This window comes from Mariniradius saccharolyticus AK6 (assembly GCF_000330725.2).
Lineage (GTDB): Bacteria > Bacteroidota > Bacteroidia > Cytophagales > Cyclobacteriaceae > Mariniradius > Mariniradius saccharolyticus.
Genome location: NZ_AMZY02000003.1, coordinates 55,738 through 80,069, shown reverse-complemented (window position 1 = coordinate 80,069; position 24,332 = coordinate 55,738). Strand labels below are relative to the sequence as shown.

Sequence of the window (24,332 nt, the reverse complement as noted above, 5' to 3'; positions counted from 1 at the left end):
CAATCATTGCAAACATGTATCCTGATCCACAAGTCTCAGCCTTAGGGTTCTGCTAGTTGCTGACGGTCCATCCACCACCCAATGCCTTGTACAGATTAACCCTTGCCTGGAGTTGTTGGGTTTTGAGCTCGATTAGCTCGATTTCAGCTTGCAGGGCACGGCTTTGGGCGTTGAGGACATCTAGGTAGTTGGCATATCCGACTGTAAACATGGTGTTCGAATTTTCAACTGACCGCTTTTGCACCAAGACTTCATTTGACTTATTCTCGACCTGTTCATCCAACGTTTGAAATTGATTGACCAAATCAAGGACTTCGATATAGCTGCGCAGTACGGTTTGTTCATAGTCGTACCAAGCTATCCGCTGACTTGCGTTGGCAGCCTCGAATTGCATTCTGATCCTGTTTCTATTGAACAATGGAGCGGCAAGTCCCGCGCCGAATTGGTAGACTGCCGAAGCAGGATTGAAAAACAACTTGCTGAAATCAAAGGCATTGAACCCTGCCATCCCAAACAGATTGAAGGAAGGGAAAAAAGCCGCCCGTGCCGCAAATATGTCGGCATTTGCTGCCATCAATTCCCGCTCGGCCATTCTGACATCGGGACGAAGTTGGAGGAGATCGGTGGGTAAACCGGTCCTCAAAATCTCCGGTTCCACAAAAGCCTCTTCGAGGGAAGAACGTTCATAATCCGTTTGGTAATTACCCAAAAGAGCTGCCATCTGAAGTTCCGCACTCCGAAGCATCCTTTGTTTTTCGTTGACCAAAGCCTTGAAATTCAGCAATAGGGCTTCAAACTGGTCAACCGCAAGTTGGTTACTCTTCCCGGATACCTTCAGATCCTTGGAAAGCCCCACAGCCAATTCTTGAAGCCTGATGTTTTCATCGAGAATCCTGATTTCTTCTTCCAATCCCAAAATGGAATAATATTGAACAGCAACTTGGGAAATCAACCAAGTCTTCACATAATTGGCCATTTCCTGTGAAGCTAAGTATCGCGAAGCAGCGGCTTTGTTTAGGTTTCGGTATTTGCCCCAGACATCTATCTCCCAGTTAAAATTTGCGCCAACAATAAAATCCCGGTATGGATCGGGAATTCGCTTATCCTCTGGGACGTTACCAGACAAATTGGTATCAAAATTACCAACGCCATCCATGGTGTATTCACCAAATTTTCTCCTTGATGCACCTGCGACGGCGTTGAACTCCGGCAACCAGCCTACCTTTGCCACGCGAAGGTTGGCTTGGGCGATGCGGATCTTTTCGAGGGTCTTCAAATTGTCTTGGTTGTTGGCTAAGGCAATGGTGATCAGATCTCTGAGTTTTTCATCCTCGAAAAACTGTTCCCAGTTCAACAAAGCATGGTTGGAAGTAGTATCCAACCTATCATCGTCGAATGTGGTAGGCAGAATATCCGAATCTTGAGGTTGGCTGACTTTGGTGGTTTTACATGCCTGAATCAGGAAGAAGACCAAGAAAAGCCCTATCAACGAGTGAAATTTTCTATTTTTCATGATACTTCGACAGCATTTTCTATTTGGGTTTCAGTCTTTGCCTCCACCTTTTCCTTCTTTTTCATGTTGGTTGCGATCGTCTCAAAAACGACATACAGACCCGGGATCAAAAACACACCGACCAAGGTACCAATCAACATCCCTCCTGCCGCAGCAGTACCGATGGTCCTGTTACCGATCGCACCCGCGCCGGACGCAATGGTCAATGGGATCAAACCGCTGATAAAGGCAAACGAGGTCATCAAAATCGGGCGAAGCCTTTCCACCCCGCCGTTGATGGCGCTTTGGAGAATAGATAGTCCTTTTTGACGGTTTTGGATCGCGATCTCAATGATCAGGATGGCGTTTTTACCCAAAAGACCAATCAACATGACCAAGGAAACCTGGGCATAGATGTTGTTCTCCAAACCTGTGAGTTTGAGGAAGAGAAAAGATCCAAAAATACCCGCCGGAAGCGATAGAATTACCGGCAGGGGCAGGAAGTAGCTTTCGTATTGAGCTGAAAGCAGCAAATACACAAACACCAAGCAAAGAAGAAAGATATAGATCGCCTGATTTCCGGACTCTATCTGTTCCCTGGTGATACCTGACCAATTGATTTCAAACCCTCTTGGTAGATTCGCTGCGGCAACTTCCTCTACGGCCTTGATTGCATCGCCGGAGGAAAAACCTTCAGCAGCGTCGCCAGTGATCAAAGCCGAAGTAAACATGTTGTACCTAGTCAACTGCTCGGGACCATAGACTCTTTCCAAAGTCAGGAAGTTGGAATAGGGTACCATTTGTCCATCCTTATTTTTGGCATACATACCCAGTAGCGACTCAGGCGAAGTCCTGAATTCCGGCGAGGCCTGTATCATCACCTTATACATCATACCGAAACGGATGAAATTTGAGGAGTAATAACTGCCGATGTAACTCTGTAATGTTTCCATCGATTCATCGACGGAGACACCCAACTTGGCGGCCTTGTCATGGTCAACGCGCAAGATATATTGTGGAAAGTTTGGTTCGAAGTTTGTCGACACGCCATTAAGTTCAGGCCTCGCATTGAGTTCATCTATAAACTTCTGTGTAACCTCAGCCATGTTGGTCAGGGTACCGCCGGTTTTGTCTTGTAGCCTTAGCTCAAAACCAGAAGCGTTACCAAACCCAGGAACTGGCGGCGGCGAGAAGAACTGGATATCGGCTCCCTTGATATGCGAAGTCCTGTCTTGATAATCCAAGATCAATTCGTTCACGTTTTTGTCACGATCACCCCAATCTACCAAGTTGATCATACCCATACCATATGACGCACCGGCGGTCTCGGTCAAGAGTGAATATCCTGCCAAAGTCGAAATAGTTTCCACTTCCTCCAATGGCAACAAACTTCCCTGTACTTGGTCCATCACATCACTCGTCCTCTCTACAGTGGCGCCAGGAGGTGTGGTTACAGACACATATACCATTCCTTGGTCTTCATTTGGGATAAAGCCAGTTGGAACAATGGACATCGTGCCGTAAGTCAACACAAAGAACAATATCAAGGCGCCGTAGGTAACGACTTTCCTTGGAGCGATTTTTCCAAGAATTGAGGAATATTTTGCTGAAAATGCATCGTAACGTTTGTTGAATCCATAAAAAAACTTCTGCAACAAACCCTTGGAAGGATCATGCTCCACATCGGCTGGCTTGAGCATCAGCGCACACAAAGCTGGCGAAAGCGTTAACGCATTGATACCCGAAATGACAATCGCAATAGCGAGGGTAAGCGAAAACTGCCGGTAGAATATCCCAACGGGTCCTGATAGGAAGCTCACAGGAACAAATACCGCGGACATTACCAAGGTGATGGCGACGATCGCTCCACCGATTTCTTTCATCGCTTCGATGGTCGCGTCCATGGCGCTCATGTGCAGCGTATGCATTTTCACATGCACCGCCTCCACGACCACAATCGCATTGTCCACGACAATACCTATCGCGAGTACGAGCGCAAAGAGTGTCAGCAAATTGATCGAAAAACCAAAAAGCTGCATGAAGAAAAACGTTCCGATAAGGGAGACCGGCACGGCAATGGCCGGAATCAAAGTAGATCTGAAGTCCTGAAGGAAGATAAACACAACGATGAACACCAAAAGGAATGCCTCGATCAAGGTCTTCACGACCTCGAAGATAGATGCATCCAAAAATCGGGATACGTCATATGAAACATTGAAAGTCATACCTGGAGGGAAAGAGCTCTCCTCCAATTCCGACATTTTGTCCTTTATGTTTTGGATTACTTCGCGGGCATTGGATCCCGGCCTTTGCTTGATCATGATCGAGGCAGAAGGCCTACCATCCGTCATGGACACCATGCTGTATTCCTGCGCATCGAATTGGACTTCGGCCACGTCCTTCACTTTCAACAAGGACCCATCAGGCAATGCCTTCAGTGTGATATTCTCATAATCCTCCACTTGATTGAACTTGCCCGTGTATTTCAATACATATTGGAGCGCCTGCGGGTCACGGTCGGACGCGATACCAGATTTTCCGGGAGCAGCCTCCACATTTTGCGCACGTATCGCATTAGACACATCTTGGGGCGAAAGGTTGTAGGCTACAAGTCTGTCAGGCTTCAACCAGATACGCATTGCATAATCCTTGAAGCCCATAATCTGCGCAAAACCAACTCCATCAATCCTTTTCAATTCAGGAAGGATGTTGATGTCGGCAAAATTGTACACAAACTTCTCGTCCTGCAGTGTATCCGTAGTGATCAGGTTAAGGTAAAGGAGCATACTGTTTACCTCCTTTTCAGTCTGCACACCTGCCCTGATAACCTCTTCAGGCAATTCGTCGAGTACCGTAGCTACCCTGTTTTGGACGTTTACCGCAGCCAAATCCGGGTCTGTCCCTACTTTGAACACGATGTTGATGAGCGTAATACCATCATTTGTATTGACCGAGGTCATGTAGGTCATGCCCGGCACACCATTGATTGCCCGCTCGAGCGGCGTGGCGACAGCCTTGGACAATACCTCCGCGTTAGCACCGGTGTATTTGGCGGTCACAGTTACGGAGGGGGGTACGATTTCAGGGAATTGGGTAATAGGCAAGGTGAAAAGTGCCAAAAGCCCAAGCAAAGTGATAAAAACCGATATCACTGTCGAAAGTATCGGCCTTCGGATAAATATCTCAAACATGTTGGTTCAGAGTTATATTGGAAATATTTATCACAAGTTCGTAGAAAGTGTATCGTAGGCGTCCTTTTGGGAAACATTTGCTGGGGTAATCACAACACCATCCTTCACCTGCTGGATACCTTCATAGATAATCTTCTCGCCAGTCTCGAATCCCTCGGCAACATAAAAAAGACCAAATCTCCTTACAGGCTTGAAGCTCCTTACCTTGACCGTGTTGTTTTCATCGAGGATGTAGACATAGCTGTAGTCCTGTATTTCAAATGTTGATTTCTGGGGGACCAAAAACACATCGTCAAGCTGGTTTACCATTTGGATTCTACCCGTTGAGCCATGTTTGATCAATTGGTCCGGGTTGGGGAACCTTACACGGAATGCGATCGAACCGGTACCTCTCTCAAAATCCGCTTCCATAGTCTCCAATTTTCCAGGAAAAGCGTATGTCTCTCCGTCCGCAAGGATTAGGGAAACGCTTTGACCCATGTTTTCGGCATCCCCTTCCTTTTTTGCCCTCATGTACCGGAGATATTCATTTTCCGTCACCTTAAAGTATGCAAACACTTCAGAGATGTCGGTAATATTGGTCAACAAATCGCCTTGTGTCACCAAGGATCCCTTTTTGTGTGGAATCCTATCCACGATGCCGTCAAATGGAGCCTTGATCGTCGTGTAGGACAAGCCAGTCTTTGCGTTTTTCAGCATCGCCTCAGCCTCGGCTATGCCGGATTGTGCAACAGATCTTTTGGACCGCGCCAATTCAAGTTCTGACGGTGCAATGATGTCTTTCTCAACCAGTATTCTCAATCGGTCCACCTCGACCTGCGCCGCCTGTGCCTCGGCTTTTGCTTGGGCTAGTTTGGCGTTGGCGGAATTGACCATCTCCAAAAACTCCATGGAGGACAATTGGAAAAGGTTTTGTCCCTTTTTCACAAATTGGCCCTCGTCGACAAATATCTGGTCAACATACCCTTCCACTTTGGCTCGGATTTCGACAAACTGTACAGCCTGGATATCCGCCACGAAAGTGACCGGGACTTCTATGCTCATCGGCTTCAATTCCAATACGGGAATATTGTCCAATACCGTCACCTGCTGTTCTTTGCTGTTGCCACTATTGCAGGAGGACAATAAGGTTAGCCCCAGTAAAAGTAAGCCAGCCGAATACCTCAAATTTCCTACGCTTCCCCTAAAGGAAATGCTAGAATCAATTAATTTCATGATTTTGAATGATAAGATGTGAATAATCTTTGAAAGATTATTTGGGTTCATTTAGAAAAGAAAACTTTGGCAGGCGCCAAAAAACACAATCAAGCCACAATCAGGGCGCATTGGCCAAAATCTCTGATTTTGAAAAGATGGAGATAAAATATGCCACCAAAACCTCACGAGGCCGATCAAAAAAACCGAGCTTCGGATTGGAAATTTGTATAGTAAAAATTCGGTCTATCGTCTTGATGACCTCTAACCGCTCGATTTTCGTCAGCTTGGAAGATGTCGGCCTCGAAAGTGAAGATGGGAAAATGGAGAAATCATATTCCTTTTCAGATACCAATTCCTCGTACCGCTCCAGACTACCCTGGTCCTTGAATTCATCAAAAACAGCCAAAACGGCAAAAAAAATAGCCAAGGCAAAGGTCAGGAACCTGATGCCGCTATTAAAGCCGTAGTGGTTTTGATTTTTCATGCCGCAAAATTATGCAAAAGCAAAATGATATTGTCAAATATTTTGTGTCATCGAAATCTAAGAACATCCAAAAGGAATAAATACCGATTGAATGGCACAGGTTCATAGTCAAACCGGTTTTAAATCCGTTTTGATCAAGTTTGGATTTCAGAAGGAATCAAACATCAAAGAATTTGATTCCCAAACCATGGATAAACATGTAACAACCATCCCTGCGCTAAAAATGTTTGGGTATTTTTGAGCCCAAATCTGAAAGAAATGAATAAGGACCTCAGAATAGTTTTTATGGGCACACCCGAATTTGCGGTTGCTTCGCTGCAGATGCTAGTGGAAAATGCCTGGAACGTTGTGGCTGTCGTGACTGCGCCAGACAAACCGCAGGGGAGAGGCCAAAAATTGATTCCAAGTCCGGTAAAAGAGAAGGCAATGGAATTTGGGATTCCCGTCCTACAGCCCACTAACCTCAAATCCCCTGAATTTCTCGAAGAATTGGCTTCTTTTCACGCTGACCTTCAGATAGTAGTTGCTTTTAGAATGCTCCCCGAGGTAGTTTGGTCCATGCCACCTTTGGGCACTTTCAACCTCCATGCCTCGCTTTTGCCGAATTACCGTGGGGCAGCACCAATCAATTGGGCCATCATCAATGGTGAAACTGAAACCGGAATCACGACTTTTTTCCTCAAGCATGAGATCGATACGGGTTCGATCATTTTTCAGGAAAAAGAACCCATCTATCTTGATGACAACGTAGGCAGTCTCTACGCGAGGCTGATGGAAAAGGGGGCCAATCTCGTATTGAAGACCGTGGACGCCATCGCAGGAGGCCAGGCGCGTCCGATTCCGCAAGATGGGAGCAAAGCAAAACACCATGCACCAAAAATCTTCAAGGAAACCTGTGAAATAGACTGGCATCGACCGGCGGCTGATATCCACAACCTGGTGAGGGGACTATCGCCCTATCCAGCGGCATGGACTATTATCGACGGAAAAGTCCTTAAAATCTTCAAGACCAAAATTGTGGAAAAGGATATGGAGAACTTTTCAAAGGGCCAATTTTTCACCGATGGAAAAACAAAACTTGTTTTCCAAACCGGAAGCGGTTGTTTGGAGATTTTGGAACTTCAATTGGAGGGAAAAAAACGGATGCAAGTTGAGGAGTTTCTTCGCGGCAATAAGCTGAAATGATCTTTTGTAAAAAGAGGATTTTTTTAGCTACCTGTGACATTAGATCACAAATACAGAAATATTCCAAGGGGAAACTGGATTTTTATGTTTCTTCTAAGCGATCGTTTAGCTAACTTTGAGCTAAACATTCCCAAGATTGTTATGAAGAATTTGTATCGTTTTGTATTTATAATTTTGGTTTTCCCGATTTCGATCGCTTCAGTACAGGCCCAATTCGTCAACAGACTCAAGAATGCCGCAGAAAGGGGCATTAGCCGCGCGATAGAAAAGAAAGTGGAAAGCGAAATGGAAAAAGTAGCACGGAGGCAGCTCGACAAGGTCTTCAAGGATGTATACGGAGTTGACCCGGCCGATTCGGCGAACAATGAGCGCATCAACCAAATCATGCAGTCTGTGTATTCTGACGTCGAAGTCGCGGAATCCTACAGTTTCGACGGTTTCTCGATTATCGAGTTTACGGGAATAGACGCAAAGGGAAAGGATATCGAACCTTTCCAACTCACTTCCTATCTCTCATCTGACCCGAAGATAACCGCGATGGAGTTCAAAAGTGAGGAAAGCAAGAAATCTGAAGAGGGAAAATTCACGCTGATTTATGATTTCAACCGTAATGTGGCCATTACCCTCATGGTCAATGAAGGTCAGCAAATGCGCATGGCCTATGGTTATGATGCTGAAATGCTTTCGGCGCCTGTCGAAACACAGAGCGCCACTGGACAGCAGGCAAATGAGTCTGTAAAGTTTGAAAAGACGGGTAACACCAAAACCATCCTTGGGTACCAGTGCGACGAGTATCTTATCGAAACCGACGAAAGTACCACCTTGTACTGGGTCACCCAATCACCGGTCAATTCCACGACACCCTTTTGGGCCCAAAACAATCCATTTCTAACAGCCAGAATGAAAACCTCAAATCCCGCAATGCTCGGTCAGCTACCCTCTGGCAATATGATGGAGGCCCATGTCACCAGCAAAAAAGACAAGAGCAAGTTTGACATGCAGGTCATCGACATCCAACCCGACAAAGGCCAAAAGTTCCTGATGGCGGATTACCCAAGCATCGCCACTATGAAGCAGTAGTTGCAAATACTGAGAAATTTCCCAACCCTTGGCCAAGCCCAAGGGTTTATTTTTGTCGCATGCTTGGGCCTGCGTTTCCAAAGACTTGGTATCTTAGCCGAAAAACTGAGCAACGCTTTGAAAATTTCCATCATCGTAGCGAAAGCCAGCAACAATGTCATTGGCAAAGACAATGAGTTGGTCTGGAAGCTTTCCGCTGACCTGAAAAGGTTCAAAAAACTTACGACAGGACATTGCATCATCATGGGTCGTAAGACCTATGACTCCATAGGAAAACCTCTCCCCAACCGAACCTCAATAGTAATCTCCAGAAACCCAAAATTGGAACTGCCAGCTGGTCATTTTGTGGCAAAATCATTGGAAGATGCCGTCCAAAAAGCAATTGGAACGGGACAGGATCAAGTTTTCGTAATTGGTGGCGCGGAGATTTACCAACAATCCATGGACATAGCCGATGAGCTGATCGTAACAGAAGTGCATGCCTTTCCTGATGGTGACTCATTTTTCCCAGAAATAGACCCTACCCGCTGGGAAAAAATGTCCGAGGAAAGTTTCCAAAAAGACGAATCAAACCAGTTCGATTTCGATTTTGTAATGTACAAGCGAAAAAAATCATGAACCAATACGAGGAAGTCAAAGCGGAAATACTTGCAATCGGCGACGAGCTGCTGTACGGCCAGGTTTTGGACACCAACAGCCATTGGATCAGCCAAGAGCTGGACTTGATTGGGGTCAGGGTTGTCAGGCGGACAACGGTCGGCGACAGCCGAGAGGCCATCCTAACGGCTTTTGCTGAAGCGGAAAACCGTGCCGACATAATCCTCATGACCGGGGGGCTTGGTCCGACCAACGACGACTTGACCAAACCGCTCTTGGCGGAATATTTCAATTGCGCAATAGAATTGGTTCCGGAAGCATTGGATGCGGTCAGGACGTTTTTTGAAAAAAGGGGAAGGGAACTCACGCCGCTAAATGCACTTCAAGCCCACCTCCCCACCAAATGCACCTATATCCCAAATGTTTTGGGAACTGCTCCAGGAATGTGGTTTTCCGAAAATGGAAAGATATGGATGTCCATGCCGGGTGTACCCCATGAGATGAAAAAACTCATGACTGACCATGTGCTTCCAAGGATCAAGGAAAGATTCCAACTTCCGATCATTTACCATTATGTGGTTAAAACTGTTGGCATCGGCGAGAGTTGGCTGGCAGATTTGATCAAAGATTGGGAAGGAAACTTGCCGCCCCATATCAAACTGGCCTATTTGCCATCCTTGGGACAAGTGAGGCTGAGGCTCACGGCCTTTGGAGACAATCCTTCAGAATTGGAGAAGGACGTGGCTCTCCAAGTGGAAAAAGTTATGCCGATCATCGAAAAATATGTCTATGGATTTGGAATGATGACTTTGGAGGAGGCAGTCGGAAAGATGTTGAGAGAGAAAAACCAAAAAGTGGCATTTGCCGAAAGCTGTTCAGGAGGATATATCTCGCATTTGGTAACAAGTATTGCAGGCAGCAGCGACTATTTCCAAGGTGGCATCATCCCCTACCACAACCATTTCAAAAACAGGCTTTTGGGTGTTGATGCGAGTACGCTGGAAGAACATGGTGCAGTCAGCGAGCCAACCGTCATTCAAATGGCCGAACACGTTCGGGACATGTTTAATGCAGATTATGGCCTTGCAAGTAGTGGGATTGCGGGTCCTGGCGGAGGCTGGGCAGAAAAACCCGTCGGGACGGTTTGGATTGCCTGCGCGACCAAAACCAAAACGGTGACGAAGAAACTCCAATTGACCCAAGACAGGATGCTCAATATCCAATTGACTGGAGTCTCGGTTCTGAATTTGCTGAGAATTTGTATCCTTGGCAAAACAGAATAAAAATGTCATTACTTGATTTTGTATTCGAAGAAATAAAATATAATTTTAAAACTCGGAAATAAACCCAATTAAATAATAAAATATGGCAAGTGTAGAAATGCTGATGCCCAAGATGGGTGAAAGTATCATCGAAGGCACCATCCTCACCTGGCTCAAGAAAGAAGGTGATGTAATCGAGCAGGATGAGTCAGTTTTGGAAGTAGCGACAGACAAAGTAGATACAGAAGTCCCCGCTACCCATGCTGGGATATTGAAAAAAATACTCGCAAAAGAAGGTGAGGTTGTGGCGGTAGGTGCCCCCATTGCCATTATTGAAACCGCTACAAATGGCCAAGTCAGTGAGCCTGCCGGAAAACCAGCATCAGAAACAAGCCAAAAGGATGAACTGCTCGCGGCTGCGCCAGCACAAACAGCTACTTTGATCACAGCTGCTTCCACACCGACAAGCGGGACACAGGACGATAGATTTTATTCCCCACTTGTCCTGAGCATTGCCAAAGAGGAAAAAATCAGCCGAGAGGAACTAGCCACAATCGCCGGTACCGGAAAAGACGGCCGAGTTACCAAACAAGATATGCTCCATTACCTCTCGCAGAGGGGTTCCAGCCAGCCTATCGCTACCTCTTCGGTCGCATCCCAACCTAGCGCATTCCCACGGGTGGAGATGAGCATTTCCGCACAGGACGAAATTATCGAGATGGACAGGATGCGCAAAATGATCGCACAGCGTATGGTTGATTCCAAGCGTATTTCGCCACATGTGACCTCATTTGTCGAAGCTGATATGACCAACATTGTGCTCTGGAGGAATAAGGTGAAGGATGCCTACCAAAAGAAAGAGGGAGAGCCTTTGACCTTCACGCCGTTTTTTATCCAAGCCGTCGCCAAGGCCATCAAAGACTTCCCGATGATCAACATCTCGGTGGATGGGGACAGAATCATCAAGAAAAAAGATATCAACATTGGCGTAGCGGTGGCGCTACCGACAGGTAACCTGATTGTACCGGTCATCCGAAATGCCGACCAGCTCAACCTCACAGGCCTTTCCAAAAAGATCAACGATCTGGCCAATCGGGCAAGAACCAACAAATTGAGCCCTGATGAGCTAACTGGCGGGACCTATACCGTATCCAACGTTGGCTCTTTTGGAAATGTACTAGGGACACCGATTATCATGCAGCCGCAGGTTGCGATCCTAGCTGTCGGGGCAATTCAGAAAAAGCCTGCTGTATTGGAATTGCCATCTGGCGATGTGATCGCAATTAGGCACAAAATGTTCCTGTCGCACTCCTACGACCACCGAGTTGTGGATGGTTCATTGGGCGGGATGTTTGTACGAAGGGTAGCGGATTATCTCGAGGCATTTGACATCAACCTGCCGCTGTAAAGAAAAAGAGGTCACTTGGCCTCTTTTTTTGTTTCTTTCTTTTTGTCTGCAAATCGCCTGATTACTTGCGCGAGTTCCTGGATTTGTATCGGCTTGGTCAAATAGGCATCCATACCGGCATTTTTTGCCTTGTCCACATCCTCCTGAAATGCATGCGCCGACAAACCGATTATGCTAACGTCCTTTCCAAGGTCCCGCCGGATGGTTTCTGCGGCCACCAAACCGTCCATCACCGGCATCTGAATATCCATGAGGATGAGATCGAAGTCCTTTTCAATCACCTGTTCGACCGCCTCTTGACCATTCCGTGCAAGCGCAAACGTGTATCCCAACTGCCCCATGAGCATATTCATGAACTTGAGGTTGGTATTGTTATCCTCGGCCAGGAGTATCTCCATCGGATACTTTTCAGCCATGTTCTTTAGATCAAACATGGATTCCCGCTCGGAATTAGCGGAATTTCCCATAAGAGACTCGGCCTTCTTCCAGATTTTCGCAAAAATACTGAAAGTGAAAGTTGAACCCTCCCCTACCTCGGAATGGATCTGAAGATCGCCGCCCATCAACTCGACCAGTTTTTGTGAAATTGCCAAACCGAGTCCTGTGCCGTGGGTTTCGCGCGTATTGCTGCCATCTACCTGATAAAAAGGCTTGGTGAGGTTTTCGATTTTGTCTGCAGGAATCCCAATGCCGGAATCCTTCACCTCGAAGTGAAGCATAATGTTCCTATCCAAAATCGATTCTCCGGCAATGTTGATTCGGATGGTCCCGCCCGGTGGGGTAAACTTGATGGCGTTGCCAATGAGGTTGTTCAATATCTGATTTAATTTGTCGCGATCCAGCTCGACATACTCCGGAATCATGGATTCGAACTGATAGGTCATTTCGATGTTTTTCTCCAAAACCAAACCCGAGAAAAGCCGGAGGCATTTTTCGATTTCCTGTTTGAAATGAAAGACAGTAGGGCTGAGATTCATTTCGCCTGACTCGATTTTGGAGTAATCCAAAATATCCTTGATGATCCCCAAAAGCGACTCGCCTGAATCCTTGATGATCTGAAGATACTCTTTTTGAATCTCATCCAATTCCGTCATTTCCATCAAGCCAATGATCCCCAAAAGTCCGTTCATCGGCGTCCTGATTTCGTGGCTCATATTTGCCAGAAACTCGGATTTGGCGGTACTTGCCTGTTCTGCAGCCCTTTTTGCTTCCTCCAAACCTTTTTCCCAAAGTTTTTTACCCGTAATGTCCCTCGCAATGGACATGAGTTTTTCGTCGTCCAAAAGGAAAAATCTCGCGTCGAAAATGCGTTTGCCGATTGGAATTTCTACCTCATACTCGATGTTTTGCATTTTTTTGGTTTTCACCGTGGCCTCTATGCTCGCTTGCACTTTTTTTGCCAGTTCGGGAGGCAACAGATCGGTGACCTTTTTGCCGATACAGCCTTCCAATGGCGTCACGAGGAGGCTGGGGTCCTTGACGTAGTAATCTTGGTACCTTCCTTGGTGGTCGTAGATAAATATCAAATCCGGCAGACTTTTGAGTACGGTACGCAGCCTGTTTTCGCTCTTGATTAGTTCCTGTTCGCGCAGGTATTTCTCATTGATGTCCGTGCAAACACCCACATTTCCCTTGAAATTACCTTGCGCATCGTACTCCAATCGCTCAAATATCTTCACCCTCAGCCATTTTCCTTTTTTGGTCCTGAAATCCATCTCAAACTCAGCCGTTTCCCGCTTATCGAGCTTGGCGTCCTCAAGGATTTTTTGGACGAGGGTTGTATGTTTTGGCGAAATGATTGACCTGAAATTCTTCGCAAATTCCGCTTCGGAATAACCCAACACGTTAACGACCTCAGGCCCAACGCTCGTCATCTTGCCATCAGCGTCCTGAAAATAAATAAAACCCCTTGACTCATGGAGTAGGAGGTTTTGCCTTCTAAATAGCTCCTTGATTTCTTCGGCCTTCCGGGAAAGTGTCTGATTGGCTTCCTGGGAATTTCTCACAGCCTCGTTCATGATCCAGATCACCAACACCAGTATGAGCAACAAGCCTGCTATCAAATAGAAATAAGCCGAGAAAATCCCCGCTGTAACCGACTGCTTTTCGATCAAAAATATCGCGCTAAACTCCCGATCCAAGGGGTAAAGTTTGAAAGGATAGTGGTGTATCAAGGCACCTAGCTCCTTTTCCTCAATATCGTCTAAAAACTCGCCTTCCAGCGAACCCCGAAGCCCTTCCCTGACTTGGTTTTTAATTTGCTGGGTCGAATTTTCGTCCAGCCTTAAGTAACTAACAAATCGCCGCTCATCGATTCCCCACAAGATGTTGTCAGCATACACCAATTTGTGTCCATAGGCACCCATATAAAAGTTCGAAAATGAATCGTTGACCAGGCGTTCCAAGTTGAATTTCGCTGTGACGGAGATTCCTTTTTCCGGGTAAGACACAGTTACACTGTTTTGATCCGCCTGGCCGATGGTATCCAAATTTTCATGAATCTCCCTTATGAAGTTGTTGCGGTTATCAAAATGAAAGGAGACGGTGGACTTTGGAAAACGAACAACGAGTGTGTCCATCACCTCTCGGTGGTTGTTGAATATCCTTCTTGCTCTTTTTTCGAACGCCAAAATCTCCTGATCGCCCCGATCGTAGGTCCAAGGCTCCAAATTGGACGCAAGGAAATAAAGGTCATCATAGAATTTACCGAATGTTTCCTCGATCTGTTTCGCGGCCAGTTCTACCTGACGGTCCAGGTTTTCCTTGTTGGAACTGATCTGATTGTTTCTCAGTACTTGAAAAAAAGCTATACCCAAGAATAAAATCAACAGGATAACAATGATCCCCATGATCAGCAAGATCTGATAGAATCCCTTTTCAGATCGGATGATGCTTTTTTCCTTGCCAGACATTTACAAGAATATTTCGAGTACAAACCAATCCAACTTGCTCGTTTTCTTACTCACCACTTTGATTTTTCTTTGCCCAACGGTCATCCAAACCTCACTTTGCTGATGGTTGATGATTCCGTCGGCGATACGCCGAACTTCACCGTTGCGACTCTTAAACAGGTTGAAGTCCTCCTTTCTGAAGCTGTCACTTGTGATTGTCTGCGTGTAGGTATGGTTCTTCAAAGGCGGCAATGAAAAAACCTCGATGGTTTTGGATTTGCCCGCCACAACTGTGCCCTCTTTATCGATGATCAATATCTGATGGCTCGTCTTGTTGATGTAATTCTCAATGATATCGTTAAGCGTCAGGTCCATGCCCAATACAAGTTTCAGCTCTTCCATGTGGTACACCGGCTGGGTGAGTGTTATCATCCACCCCCTGCCCACAGGGTCAATATACATTGCATCGACCCAAACGGGCTTTCTTTCCGGATTATGGGCTTCATCTGCTTCATAGTAGAAATTGAAGGCAGTCAAATCCAAATCAGGCTCAAGCATTTCATATACGTTGTAAGGAGGAAACAAGCGGTTTAGTTGAATTGAGGAATTGAAATAAACCTGGGATACCACGGGGTACTTTTGTAATATTTTTCGGAAAACGCTGTCCAGGGGGTTTGTGACGAGGATCATATCTTCCACTTTCCTTAGATCGGTGGCAAGTTGGGTAATGTACAGGCTGGATTTTTTGGGATCGGCGCCTGGCTCCGAATTGGCGGCGACGCCGTCTATCTTGTAGAGAGTCCTGTCTCCGGTAGAAATCAATTCATCCTGTCTCAAAAAAAGGCTTTCGGTAAATTCACCAAGACTTCTAATTTCATCCTCCAATGCAGCAAGGTCATACTCCAATAGGGATATGAAGGTGTTTACACCGAAAAAATCTTGATCAGACGGCTCTTTGACCTGTCCCGAACACGAAACGAACGCGAAACAAAAAACAAAAAAATATTTGGACAAAACTCTATCGAATACTTCAGGCATGACCTAAAGCTAAAAATTTTCAAGTTTTTTTCGAAAGGATTCTCCCATTTCTTTAAATCTATCTTTCACGGCGTCAAAGAAATCCCCCTCAAAAAACACCTCCAAGTCGGTTTCGTCCAACACATCCATTTCCGGAATCTTGAAAGTCTGCTCCATTGGGCCAAGCTCGTACTTGATGAGGTACTTGTTGTTCCACGAAAATATACTCAATCGAATCCCTTCCTTGGAAAACTCCCTTACGACCCTCATGCTGGCCTTCTTACCTCAGACGTGTAACCGATTTCAGATTTCAGCGAACTGGCCACGGAACAGTACTTGTCCACAGATAAGGCAACCACTTTGGCAAATTCCTCCTCGGTCGCATCCGGCGATACCAAGACGAACTTCATCTCAATATGGGTATAATAGGCCGGTGTCCCTTCCGCACGTGTGCCTTCTACCTCGATGAAAAAATCGTCGATTGTCCTACGTTTTTTCTTCATCATAAGTACCGCATCGACTGCCGAACAACCGCCAAGGGCTGAAAGTAACAGATCCATGGGAGATTGGGCCTTTTTTTCCTCAGCATTGTACATATCGATTTCTACCCGATTGCCTTGGGGATTGACTGCGAAGTACTCTTTTTCCGTCTTCATGTGGACGGTAATGTTTCTTTTGCTCATCTTGATAAAATATAAGGTTACAAAGTTATTGAGTTATCAGTTTATTGGTTCTAGACCCGGGATATTTGAGATTCTATTGATTTTTTGAAGTCGGAATCCCAGGCCGCTGATTTCTCGCCAAACATATGGCCGTAGGGCGAATTGAATTGTGACAAATTACACTTTCCAGCCTTACTGGCAGACTAATACAACTTCCTATCTCCAAGCCATAAAAGCTTTAGACCTCCGAATCGCCCTACATATTCCTTCGATATTGGCCACCGACCTCATAAAGCGCGTGGGTAATCTGTCCCAATGAACAATACTTCGCCGCCTCCATCAGTCTTTCGAAAATATTCCCATTCCTGACCGCCACTTTCTGCAATTCCGACAATTCCTCTTTGGCACGACCCTCGTTTCTTTGCTGCAATTGGGAAAGTGTCCTGATCTGCGCTTCCTTCTCGTCTTTGGTCGCCCTGATGACTTCCCCTGGAATGATTGTCGGGGAGCCCTCGGATGACAGGAATGTATTGACACCGATGATGGGATATTCTCCGGTATGTTTCAGCATTTCATAATGGAGGCTTTCTTCCTGGATTTTGCCGCGCTGGTACATAGTTTCCATAGCGCCAAGTACTCCTCCCCTTTCCGTAATCCGGTCAAATTCGAGATAGACCGCCTCTTCCACCAAATCCGTCAATTCTTCAATGATAAATGAACCTTGCAAAGGATTCTCGTTTTTGGCCAATCCAAGCTCCTTGTTGATGATCAGCTGAATGGCCATCGCCCGGCGTACGGATGCCTCGGTTGGTGTGGTAATGGCTTCATCGTAGGCGTTGGTATGCAGAGAGTTGCAATTGTCATAAATAGCATAAAGCGCCTGCAAGGTGGTCCGGATATCGTTGAAGTCGATCTCCTGGGCGTGGAGTGAACGCCCGGAAGTCTGGATGTGGTATTTCAGCATTTGTGAACGCTCGTTCGCTCCGTATTTCAATTTCATCGCCTTCGCCCAAATCCTACGCGCCACCCTTCCAATCACCGCATATTCGGGGTCAATCCCGTTTGAAAAGAAGAAAGAAAGGTTGGGTGCGAATTTGTTGATATCCATGCCGCGAGAGACATAATACTCCACGTAGGTGAACCCATTGGAAAGTGTCAAGGCCAACTGCGTGATTGGATTGGCACCCGCCTCCGCGATATGGTAACCCGAAATCGAAACAGAGTAGAAGTTTCGGATTTTGTGGTCGATGAAATACTGCTGCACATCACCCATCAGCCTAAGGGAAAACTCGGTCGAGAAAATACAGGTATTCTGTGCCTGATCTTCTTTCAAAATATCCGCCTGGACTGTTCCACGGACTTTGGAGAGTGTATCTGCCTTGATCTTTTCATATACTTCGATTGGTAGGACTTGGTCACCCGTCACACCTAAAAGCATCAATCCCAAACCGTCGTTTCCATCCGGAATAGGCGCATTGTAGACTGGGCGCTTGGTCCCTTTTTCCCGGTAGATCCCTTCAATCCGCTCGTTAACCTCCTGTTCCAAGCCGTTTTCCTTGATGTACACTTCGCACTGCTGATCAATGGCTGCATTCATGAAGAAAGCTGTCATCGTAGCAGCGGGGCCATTGATCGTCATAGAAACGGAGGTCATCGGATCGGCCAAATTGAATCCGGAATACAGCTTTTTGGCATCATCCAGGCAGCAGACGTTGACGCCTGAATTTCCGATTTTGCCATAAATATCGGGTCTGTAATCAGGGTCTTCCCCATACAAAGTTACAGAGTCGAAAGCAGTCGAAAGCCGCTTGGCAGGCATCCCTTTTGACACGTAATGGAAGCGCTTGTTGGTGCGCTCCGGACCGCCTTCACCTGCAAACATCCGCGTTGGATCCTCTCCTTCGCGCTTGAATGGAAACACGCCTGCCGTGAATGGGAATTTTCCAGGTACATTTTCCTTCAATGCCCATTTCAGCAAATCACCCCAAGCTTCGTATTTGGGCAAGGATACTTTGGGGATTTTGGTTTGGGAAAGGGACTTGGTATAGGTTTGGACTTTGACTTCTTTGTCCCGCACGTGGAAAACATAGAAATCATCGGCATACCGGGTGACTTTTTCGGGCCATTTTTCAATCCACTTCTTGTTTTTCGGATCAAGTCCGAGCTCCACTTGGGCGTATACCTCCTCTAGTTCCTTGACCAGCCGATCCTCGTCCACCACTTTGGCGGAACGGATCGCTTCGATCGACTTTTTGATGCTGTACAACTTTTGGGCTACCTCTTTTTGGTCCTCGACCCATTTGTCATAGTTCCGATTGTTTTCGGAAATCTCAGACAGGTAGCGGGTTCTTGCCGGTGGAATGATGTAGATCTTCTCCGACATCTCTTTGGTCACCGCAAAGGAGGAATGGAGTGCGGCACCGGTTTTTTCCGAAAGTTTTTTGACAATCCCCCGGTACAGGTTATTCATTCCTGGGTCATTGAATTGGGAAGCGATTGTCCCAAAAACCGGTATATCCTCGTCGGCGATATCCCAAAGGTTATGGTTGCGCTTGTATTGTTTCTTGACGTCCCGAAGTGCATCCTGAGCGCCTCTTTTATCAAACTTGTTGAGCGCAATGATATCTGCGAAATCAAGCATGTCGATTTTTTCTAGCTGGGTGGCGGCGCCGTATTCGGGCGTCATTACATACAATGACATGTCTGAATGCTCGATGATTTCGGTGTCTGATTGACCGATACCGGAGGTCTCCAAAATGATCAAATCAAAATTCGCAGCCTTGACGACGTCGACGGCATCTTGCACATATTTGGAAAGTGCCAAATTGGATTGACGTGTCGCAAGCGAACGCATGTAGACGCGTGGATGGTGGATGGCATTCATTCGAATCCGGTCTCCAAGCAGCGCTCCTCCCGTTTTTCTTTTGGACGGATCTACGGAAATAATCGCAATGTTTTTGTCCGAAAAATCCATCAAAAAACGCCGCACCAACTCATCCACCAAAGAGGATTTCCCCGCACCACCGGTGCCGGTAATTCCCAACACGGGTGTTTTGCTCTTTAACGCTTTCACACGAATGTCATCCAGCAAAGCCTTGGACTGTTCCGGAAAGTTCTCTGCGGCGGAAATTGTCCGTGCAATGCCAACCTTATCGGCGGAATCGAGGTCTTGGCTTTTCGCGTCCTGTCCAATCGGGAAATCGCATTTTTTCACCAAATCATTGATCATTCCCTGCAAACCCATCGCCCTTCCGTCGTCGGGGGAATAAATCCGCGTAACGCCATAGGCATGCAATTCCTCGATCTCCTCGGGAAGGATCGTTCCTCCCCCACCCCCAAAAATTCGGATATGTCCCATTCCTTTCTCCTGAAGGAGGTCATGCATGTACTTGAAAAACTCAATATGGCCACCCTGATAGGATGTGATGGCGATTGCCTGGACATCCTCTTGGATCGCACAGTCAACAATCTCATGGACGGAGCGATTATGGCCAAGATGGATTACCTCGCAGCCTGTGGCCTGTATGATTCTCCGCATGATGTTTATCGCCGCATCATGACCGTCAAACAGAGATGCAGCAGTTACGATTCTAATGTGGTTTTGGGGTTTGTAAATCTCTGAGGAGAAGGACATCTTAACTTGGGTTTATTTTTCTGAAGCTATTCACGTTCAATGGTCTATCGGATAAAACCGGGATCGACCATGCCTGCGAATATAGGAAAAAAATCCATCGAGCTAGTATTGTAAAACTACCCAATCAAAAGATTGTTTTGAAAAAAACGGAAACGTATTCATTATTTGTATTTTATTTCAAATTCACTGATAAAATCAAAATAATATTACAAAGGCAGCGATCAGCTCCCAATTTGATTTCTAAAACCCCTGGAGAGAGTTGGACAGCAAGATGATGCCACGAAAATATCTCAAACAGGGTTGACAATCGTCATGATTTAATTCCTTGGCATTTCCTTACTTTGGTTAGAGAATGGGATATATTCCTAACTTAAAGGTTCAAATCCAAAAACGAATCAAGATGAAATTTGCGCTCTACTTGGGAAGCTTCAAAAACGTCAAAGTCTTCATCCACTGGACATTCTCTCTCCTGCTGCTATGGATCATCATTTCCAACTCACGACAGGGTATGCCCGCTATGGATATCCTTTGGATAGTTGTGTTTGTTCTTGCCCTGTTTGCCTGTGTGGTGATGCATGAGTTTGGGCATGCCTTGGCAGCACAGCGCTACGGCATACAAACCAAGGACATCGTGCTCTATCCCATCGGAGGGGTGGCAAGGCTGGAAAAACTTCCCGAAGACCCAAAACAAGAACTTTGGGTCGCCATCGCAGGGCCTTTGGTCAATATCATTTTGTTTGCGATCCTTTCGGGGGTTTTGGGATTCACAGGATTTGACCTCCAAAATCTCGAGGAGATCAAAATCAGTCCGCAAACCATCATTCCCTATTTGGCATCCGCCAATTTGATTTTGGCGATTTTCAACCTGATTCCTGCATTTCCAATGGACGGAGGCAGGATCTTGCGGGCATTTTTGGCAATCAAACTCCCTCGTGCCAAAGCCACCCAAATCGCCGGTGGCATCGGTCAGTTCCTGGCGATGTTTTTCATTCTCTTTGGCTTGTTCAACAACCCAATCCTAATGCTGATCGGCATCTTCATTTTCTTGGGTGCCGCCGCGGAGGTATCCCACACCCAACAGGAAAGCTTCCTCAAGGGATTTAAAGTCCAGGATGCCCTCATGCAAAAATTCCAAATCATCGGAATAGATGCACCCCTTTCCAAGGCAGTAGAGAAGTTGCTGAATTCCCAAGCCACACATTTTGTCGTCGTGAAAGACGATGTTGCCGTCGGCACGCTAAGTCGAGACGAAATCATCCTGGGATTGAAAGAAGGTGGTGAATCCGCCTTGGTCGAAAACTTCGCAAACCTGACACCGATGAAGGTTGAAACCTTCGAAGACCTCAACGAAGTGTGGAGAAAAATGGCCGCGGAGAAGCGAAAAGTAGCCTTGGTAGTCGAGAATGGGCATTTTTTGGGAATTTTGGATCAGGAAAACATTGCAGAATTCGTCATGGTAAAATCCGCGATGAACCGACCATGAAACTGCCCGAGTTCCCGCATCACGAGTCTATCGCTTCCCTCTTGGAAGGTCTGCAGACCAGCGAAAGGGGACTTTCGGTGGCCGAGGTAAATGGAAGGTTAGGGGTTTTTGGTAAAAACGAATTGCCAGCTGCAGGCAAACGACCCGCTTGGCTGCTTTTTTTACGCCAGTTCAACAACCTGATGGTGTACATCCTCCTGTTGGCAGCCGGGATCTCCTATTTCACCAAGCATTACGTCGATGTGTATGTGATCCTTGTGATCGTATTGATCAATGCGATTATCGGTTTTGTTCAGGAATACAAGGCAGAAGGCGCTTTGGCGGCTTTGCGAAAAATGTTGGTCCCCCAATGCAAAGTCATACGTGAGGGAAAATTGCAGACTGTCGACTCGGTCGGGTTGGTACCGGGTGATATCTTGGCATTGGCAGAAGGAGACAATATCCCCGCTGACGCTCGAATCATTTTCCAAAAAGACGCAAGGACTTCGGAAGCCGCACTGACCGGCGAATCAGTCCCGGTCCAAAAAACCGTTGGATCACTCGCCGAACAACTCCCCATGGGAGATCGAACCAATATGGTCTGGAAGGGCACCCACCTTGCTTCCGGAAGTGTCAGAGCCGTCGTAACCGCAACAGGCGTAAGGACACAGATTGGAGAGATCGCCAAAAGCCTCAAGGAGATCGCTCCAAAGAAGTCTAACTTCCAAAAAAAGACCGACAAACTCGCCAAGCAAATGGCATTTATTGCCATTGGAAGCGCCCTCGCACTTTTCATAGTCAGTTTCCTAGTAAAATGCAATCCGCTGACAGACACCTTGATGATATCCATCGCAGCCCTTGTCTCTGCGATTCCCGAGGGACTTCCCGCAGTCCTTTCCATCGTATTGGCGGTTGGATCCTTCAGAATGTCTAAGAAAAACGCCATCGTCCGCGAAATGACTGCTACGGAAACGCTAGGTTCGGTCACCACCATCGTCACGGACAAGACCGGTACCCTAACCCAAAATACGATGACAATCCGAAAGATTTGGGTTCCGGGCATCGAGGACATCGAGGTCGAGGGCGAAGGCTGGGAAAGCATCGGGGACTTCAGGGGCGAGGAAAAGGACATACTTGCACTGGAATCACTTTTTGAAATTGCTGCACATTGCCATAGTGCTTCGGTGCAACAACCTGAAGTCGGAACCTACCAAGTCACTGGAGATCCAACTGAGGCTGCCTTTTTGGTATTGGGAAACAAAGCAGGCAAAGACAAATTCCTTGAGATAATAGAAGATGTGGCTTTTAGCTCGGAGCTAAAATTTCGCTCTACCTTGGTGAAAAAGGAAGGTGAATCTCTGAGGTTTTATCTTGGAGCACCGGAGGCAATACTCGAAAGATGTACCCGCTCATTACAGCATGACGAAAGCTATCTGCCGCTTGAAGGGAAAGAGAAAGCGTCCATTTTGTCCAAAATCCAGTCCTGGTCAAAGGAAAGCTTCCGGGTACTTGCTTTGGCCAGAAAATCCGAAACAGAAAGGAATGTGGCACACCAGGGCTTGGACTTCGTAGGCTTGGCGGGTATGATTGATCCTCCAAGACCAGGCGTGCTGGAGGCGGTACAATCCTGCCATCGCGCAGGAATCCGGGTCATCATGGCCACAGGAGACCATGCCGACACCGCATTGGCCATCGGAAAAAAAGTCGGAATCGTACTGCCAGGCCGGGAACGGGTTTATTCGGAGTTGGAACTGGCGTCAATGGAAGGGGAAAATTTTGATATGGCTGTCAGCGAGGCTGATGTGTTTTCCCGCCTTTCCCCCAACATGAAGCTGCGGATCGCAAGGTCCCTACAAAAACAAGGTGAGCTTTTGGCGATGACCGGAGACGGAGTCAACGATGCCCCCGCACTCAAACAGGCAGATATAGGAATAGCCATGGGAATCATGGGTACGGATGTGGCCAAAGACGCCTCGATGATGGTGCTGGCGGATGACAATTTTTCCACCATTGTAAAAGCGGTGGAGCAAGGGCGAATCGTTTTCAACAATGCACGCAGAACCTCGTTTTTCCTTGCCTCTACCAATTTCGCGGAAATCTCCACCCTTATTTTGGCGATTTTGATGGGATTCCCCATGCCCCTGACAGCTACCCAAATCCTTTGGATCAATTTGGTGACGGACGGGTTCTGCGATAAGGCATTGGCCGCAGAACAGGGCCATGGAGCTGAACTCACTTCACCTCCGATCCCCCAAAGCGAGAAAATACTAAACCGCACCGTTTTGCCTTTTTTGATTATTAATGTGGTGATGATGACGGGCTTGGCACTCGCTGCGTTTTACATTTATTTCCCAATCAGTTTGGAAAAGGCCAGAACCATGGCATTCATTACGCTTGCATTCAGCCAACTTTTTAATGTCTTCAACATGCGGAACCTTACAGGCTCATCATTCAAGATTGGGCTATTTAGCAACAAATGGGTTAACTATGCACTTGCAATTTCGGTGTTGATACAAATCGTCATCATTGAAACGCCTTTGTCTTCGTTTTTTTCCTTCGAACCCGTAAATCTTTTTGATTTCCTTCTTTGGGTTGGCCTGTCGTCGTCAATATTCTGGGTGACAGAATTGTACAAACTCATCAGATTCAAAAAGGGCACGTAAAAATCCATCAGTTTGCGGCAAATCTTCTGCAATCCTGAATTTGTTGGTTTAAAAAGTGGATCATGGCAGGATTTGGAGGATAATGGCTTATTTTTGAAAGAACAATT

16 protein-coding genes are annotated in these 24,332 nt (G+C 46.6%); 7 read left to right on the top strand and 9 right to left on the bottom strand.

Translation table 11 applies throughout. The features are described 5' to 3' along the window. Nucleotides 1-52 precede the first annotated feature (52 nt). The 4 genes from C943_RS01600 to C943_RS01585 all read right to left on the bottom strand — a co-directional run bounded on the left by C943_RS01600 (nucleotide 53) and on the right by C943_RS01585 (nucleotide 6,364). The gene (locus C943_RS01600; RefSeq protein ID WP_040478614.1) at nucleotides 53-1,513 is read right to left on the bottom strand and encodes a TolC family protein; all 1,461 of its coding nucleotides are present in this window, start codon (nucleotides 1,511-1,513) and stop codon (nucleotides 53-55) included. Continuing rightward, nucleotides 1,510-4,683, bottom strand: a complete 3,174-nt coding sequence (locus C943_RS01595) for an efflux RND transporter permease subunit (RefSeq protein ID WP_008623605.1) — start codon at nucleotides 4,681-4,683, stop codon at nucleotides 1,510-1,512. Before C943_RS01595 ends, C943_RS01600 begins: the two co-directional genes overlap by 4 nt. Before the next feature lie 30 nt (nucleotides 4,684-4,713). Further along, nucleotides 4,714-5,898: an efflux RND transporter periplasmic adaptor subunit gene (locus C943_RS01590; RefSeq protein ID WP_081610437.1), complete on the bottom strand. Its 1,185-nt coding sequence runs from the start codon at nucleotides 5,896-5,898 to the stop codon at nucleotides 4,714-4,716. Nucleotides 5,899-5,998: 100 nt separating this feature from the next. Then, a complete protein-coding gene (locus C943_RS01585) occupies nucleotides 5,999-6,364 on the bottom strand; it encodes a hypothetical protein (RefSeq protein ID WP_008623603.1) in 366 nt (121 codons plus the stop codon). A 258-nt stretch (nucleotides 6,365-6,622) separates the two neighbouring features. Between C943_RS01585 and fmt the strand changes: the two genes are divergently transcribed. The 5 genes from fmt to C943_RS01560 all read left to right on the top strand — a co-directional run bounded on the left by fmt (nucleotide 6,623) and on the right by C943_RS01560 (nucleotide 11,896). Further along, entirely contained in the window at nucleotides 6,623-7,549 is a 927-nt protein-coding gene (fmt, locus tag C943_RS01580) for a methionyl-tRNA formyltransferase (protein ID WP_008623601.1), read from the top strand. 141 nt (nucleotides 7,550-7,690) lie between these two features. Further along, a complete protein-coding gene (locus tag C943_RS01575) occupies nucleotides 7,691-8,629 on the top strand; it encodes a DUF4412 domain-containing protein (protein ID WP_008623600.1) in 939 nt (312 codons plus the stop codon). A 117-nt stretch (nucleotides 8,630-8,746) separates the two neighbouring features. After that, entirely contained in the window at nucleotides 8,747-9,247 is a 501-nt protein-coding gene (locus tag C943_RS01570; RefSeq protein ID WP_040478720.1) for a dihydrofolate reductase, read from the top strand. Next, nucleotides 9,244-10,509, top strand: coding sequence for a competence/damage-inducible protein A (locus tag C943_RS01565; protein ID WP_008623598.1), 1,266 nt, complete (start codon nucleotides 9,244-9,246; stop codon nucleotides 10,507-10,509). Before C943_RS01570 ends, C943_RS01565 begins: the two co-directional genes overlap by 4 nt. Nucleotides 10,510-10,591: 82 nt before the next feature. Continuing rightward, entirely contained in the window at nucleotides 10,592-11,896 is a 1,305-nt protein-coding gene (locus C943_RS01560; protein WP_040478610.1) for a dihydrolipoamide acetyltransferase family protein, read from the top strand. Between the two features lie 11 nt (nucleotides 11,897-11,907). Here the strand turns inward: C943_RS01560 and C943_RS01555 are convergent, their stop codons facing one another. The 5 genes from C943_RS01555 to C943_RS01535 all read right to left on the bottom strand — a co-directional run bounded on the left by C943_RS01555 (nucleotide 11,908) and on the right by C943_RS01535 (nucleotide 20,100). After that, the gene (locus C943_RS01555) at nucleotides 11,908-14,808 is read right to left on the bottom strand and encodes an ATP-binding protein (RefSeq protein ID WP_008623596.1); all 2,901 of its coding nucleotides are present in this window, start codon (nucleotides 14,806-14,808) and stop codon (nucleotides 11,908-11,910) included. Continuing rightward, on the bottom strand, nucleotides 14,809-15,825 hold the full coding sequence (locus C943_RS01550; RefSeq protein WP_157198391.1) for a PDC sensor domain-containing protein: 1,017 nt from the start codon (nucleotides 15,823-15,825) through the stop codon (nucleotides 14,809-14,811). Between the two features lie 9 nt (nucleotides 15,826-15,834). After that, a complete protein-coding gene (locus C943_RS01545) occupies nucleotides 15,835-16,074 on the bottom strand; it encodes a hypothetical protein (protein WP_008623594.1) in 240 nt (79 codons plus the stop codon). Continuing rightward, nucleotides 16,071-16,487: an OsmC family protein gene (locus tag C943_RS01540; RefSeq protein WP_040478608.1), complete on the bottom strand. Its 417-nt coding sequence runs from the start codon at nucleotides 16,485-16,487 to the stop codon at nucleotides 16,071-16,073. The genes C943_RS01545 and C943_RS01540 overlap by 4 nt, the downstream gene beginning before the upstream one ends. Before the next feature lie 235 nt (nucleotides 16,488-16,722). After that, on the bottom strand, nucleotides 16,723-20,100 hold the full coding sequence (locus tag C943_RS01535) for a methylmalonyl-CoA mutase family protein (RefSeq protein ID WP_008623592.1): 3,378 nt from the start codon (nucleotides 20,098-20,100) through the stop codon (nucleotides 16,723-16,725). A gap of 400 nt (nucleotides 20,101-20,500) precedes the next feature. On the opposite strand from C943_RS01535, the gene C943_RS01530 reads away from it, so the two are divergent. Together C943_RS01530 and C943_RS01525 are read left to right on the top strand one after the other, a co-directional pair. Next, nucleotides 20,501-21,583 carry a site-2 protease family protein gene (locus C943_RS01530; RefSeq protein WP_008623591.1) on the top strand — a complete coding sequence of 361 codons (1,083 nt, stop codon included), beginning with the start codon at nucleotides 20,501-20,503 and terminating at the stop codon, nucleotides 21,581-21,583. After that, a complete protein-coding gene (locus tag C943_RS01525) occupies nucleotides 21,580-24,225 on the top strand; it encodes a cation-translocating P-type ATPase (RefSeq protein WP_008623590.1) in 2,646 nt (881 codons plus the stop codon). The genes C943_RS01530 and C943_RS01525 overlap by 4 nt, the downstream gene beginning before the upstream one ends. Nucleotides 24,226-24,332: the final 107 nt, after the last annotated feature.

Coding starts and splice junctions, on each gene's coding strand:
- C943_RS01600 (WP_040478614.1), bottom strand. CDS start 1,513: ATGAAAAATAGAAAATTTCACTCGTTGATAGGGCTTTTCTTGGTCTTC.
- C943_RS01595 (WP_008623605.1), bottom strand. CDS start 4,683: ATGTTTGAGATATTTATCCGAAGGCCGATACTTTCGACAGTGATATCG.
- C943_RS01590 (WP_081610437.1), bottom strand. CDS start 5,898: ATGAAATTAATTGATTCTAGCATTTCCTTTAGGGGAAGCGTAGGAAAT.
- C943_RS01585 (WP_008623603.1), bottom strand. CDS start 6,364: ATGAAAAATCAAAACCACTACGGCTTTAATAGCGGCATCAGGTTCCTG.
- fmt (WP_008623601.1), top strand. CDS start 6,623: ATGAATAAGGACCTCAGAATAGTTTTTATGGGCACACCCGAATTTGCG.
- C943_RS01575 (WP_008623600.1), top strand. CDS start 7,691: ATGAAGAATTTGTATCGTTTTGTATTTATAATTTTGGTTTTCCCGATT.
- C943_RS01565 (WP_008623598.1), top strand. CDS start 9,244: ATGAACCAATACGAGGAAGTCAAAGCGGAAATACTTGCAATCGGCGAC.
- C943_RS01560 (WP_040478610.1), top strand. CDS start 10,592: ATGGCAAGTGTAGAAATGCTGATGCCCAAGATGGGTGAAAGTATCATC.
- C943_RS01555 (WP_008623596.1), bottom strand. CDS start 14,808: ATGTCTGGCAAGGAAAAAAGCATCATCCGATCTGAAAAGGGATTCTAT.
- C943_RS01550 (WP_157198391.1), bottom strand. CDS start 15,825: ATGCCTGAAGTATTCGATAGAGTTTTGTCCAAATATTTTTTTGTTTTT.
- C943_RS01545 (WP_008623594.1), bottom strand. CDS start 16,074: ATGAGGGTCGTAAGGGAGTTTTCCAAGGAAGGGATTCGATTGAGTATA.
- C943_RS01540 (WP_040478608.1), bottom strand. CDS start 16,487: ATGAGCAAAAGAAACATTACCGTCCACATGAAGACGGAAAAAGAGTAC.
- C943_RS01535 (WP_008623592.1), bottom strand. CDS start 20,100: ATGTCCTTCTCCTCAGAGATTTACAAACCCCAAAACCACATTAGAATC.
- C943_RS01530 (WP_008623591.1), top strand. CDS start 20,501: ATGAAATTTGCGCTCTACTTGGGAAGCTTCAAAAACGTCAAAGTCTTC.
- C943_RS01525 (WP_008623590.1), top strand. CDS start 21,580: ATGAAACTGCCCGAGTTCCCGCATCACGAGTCTATCGCTTCCCTCTTG.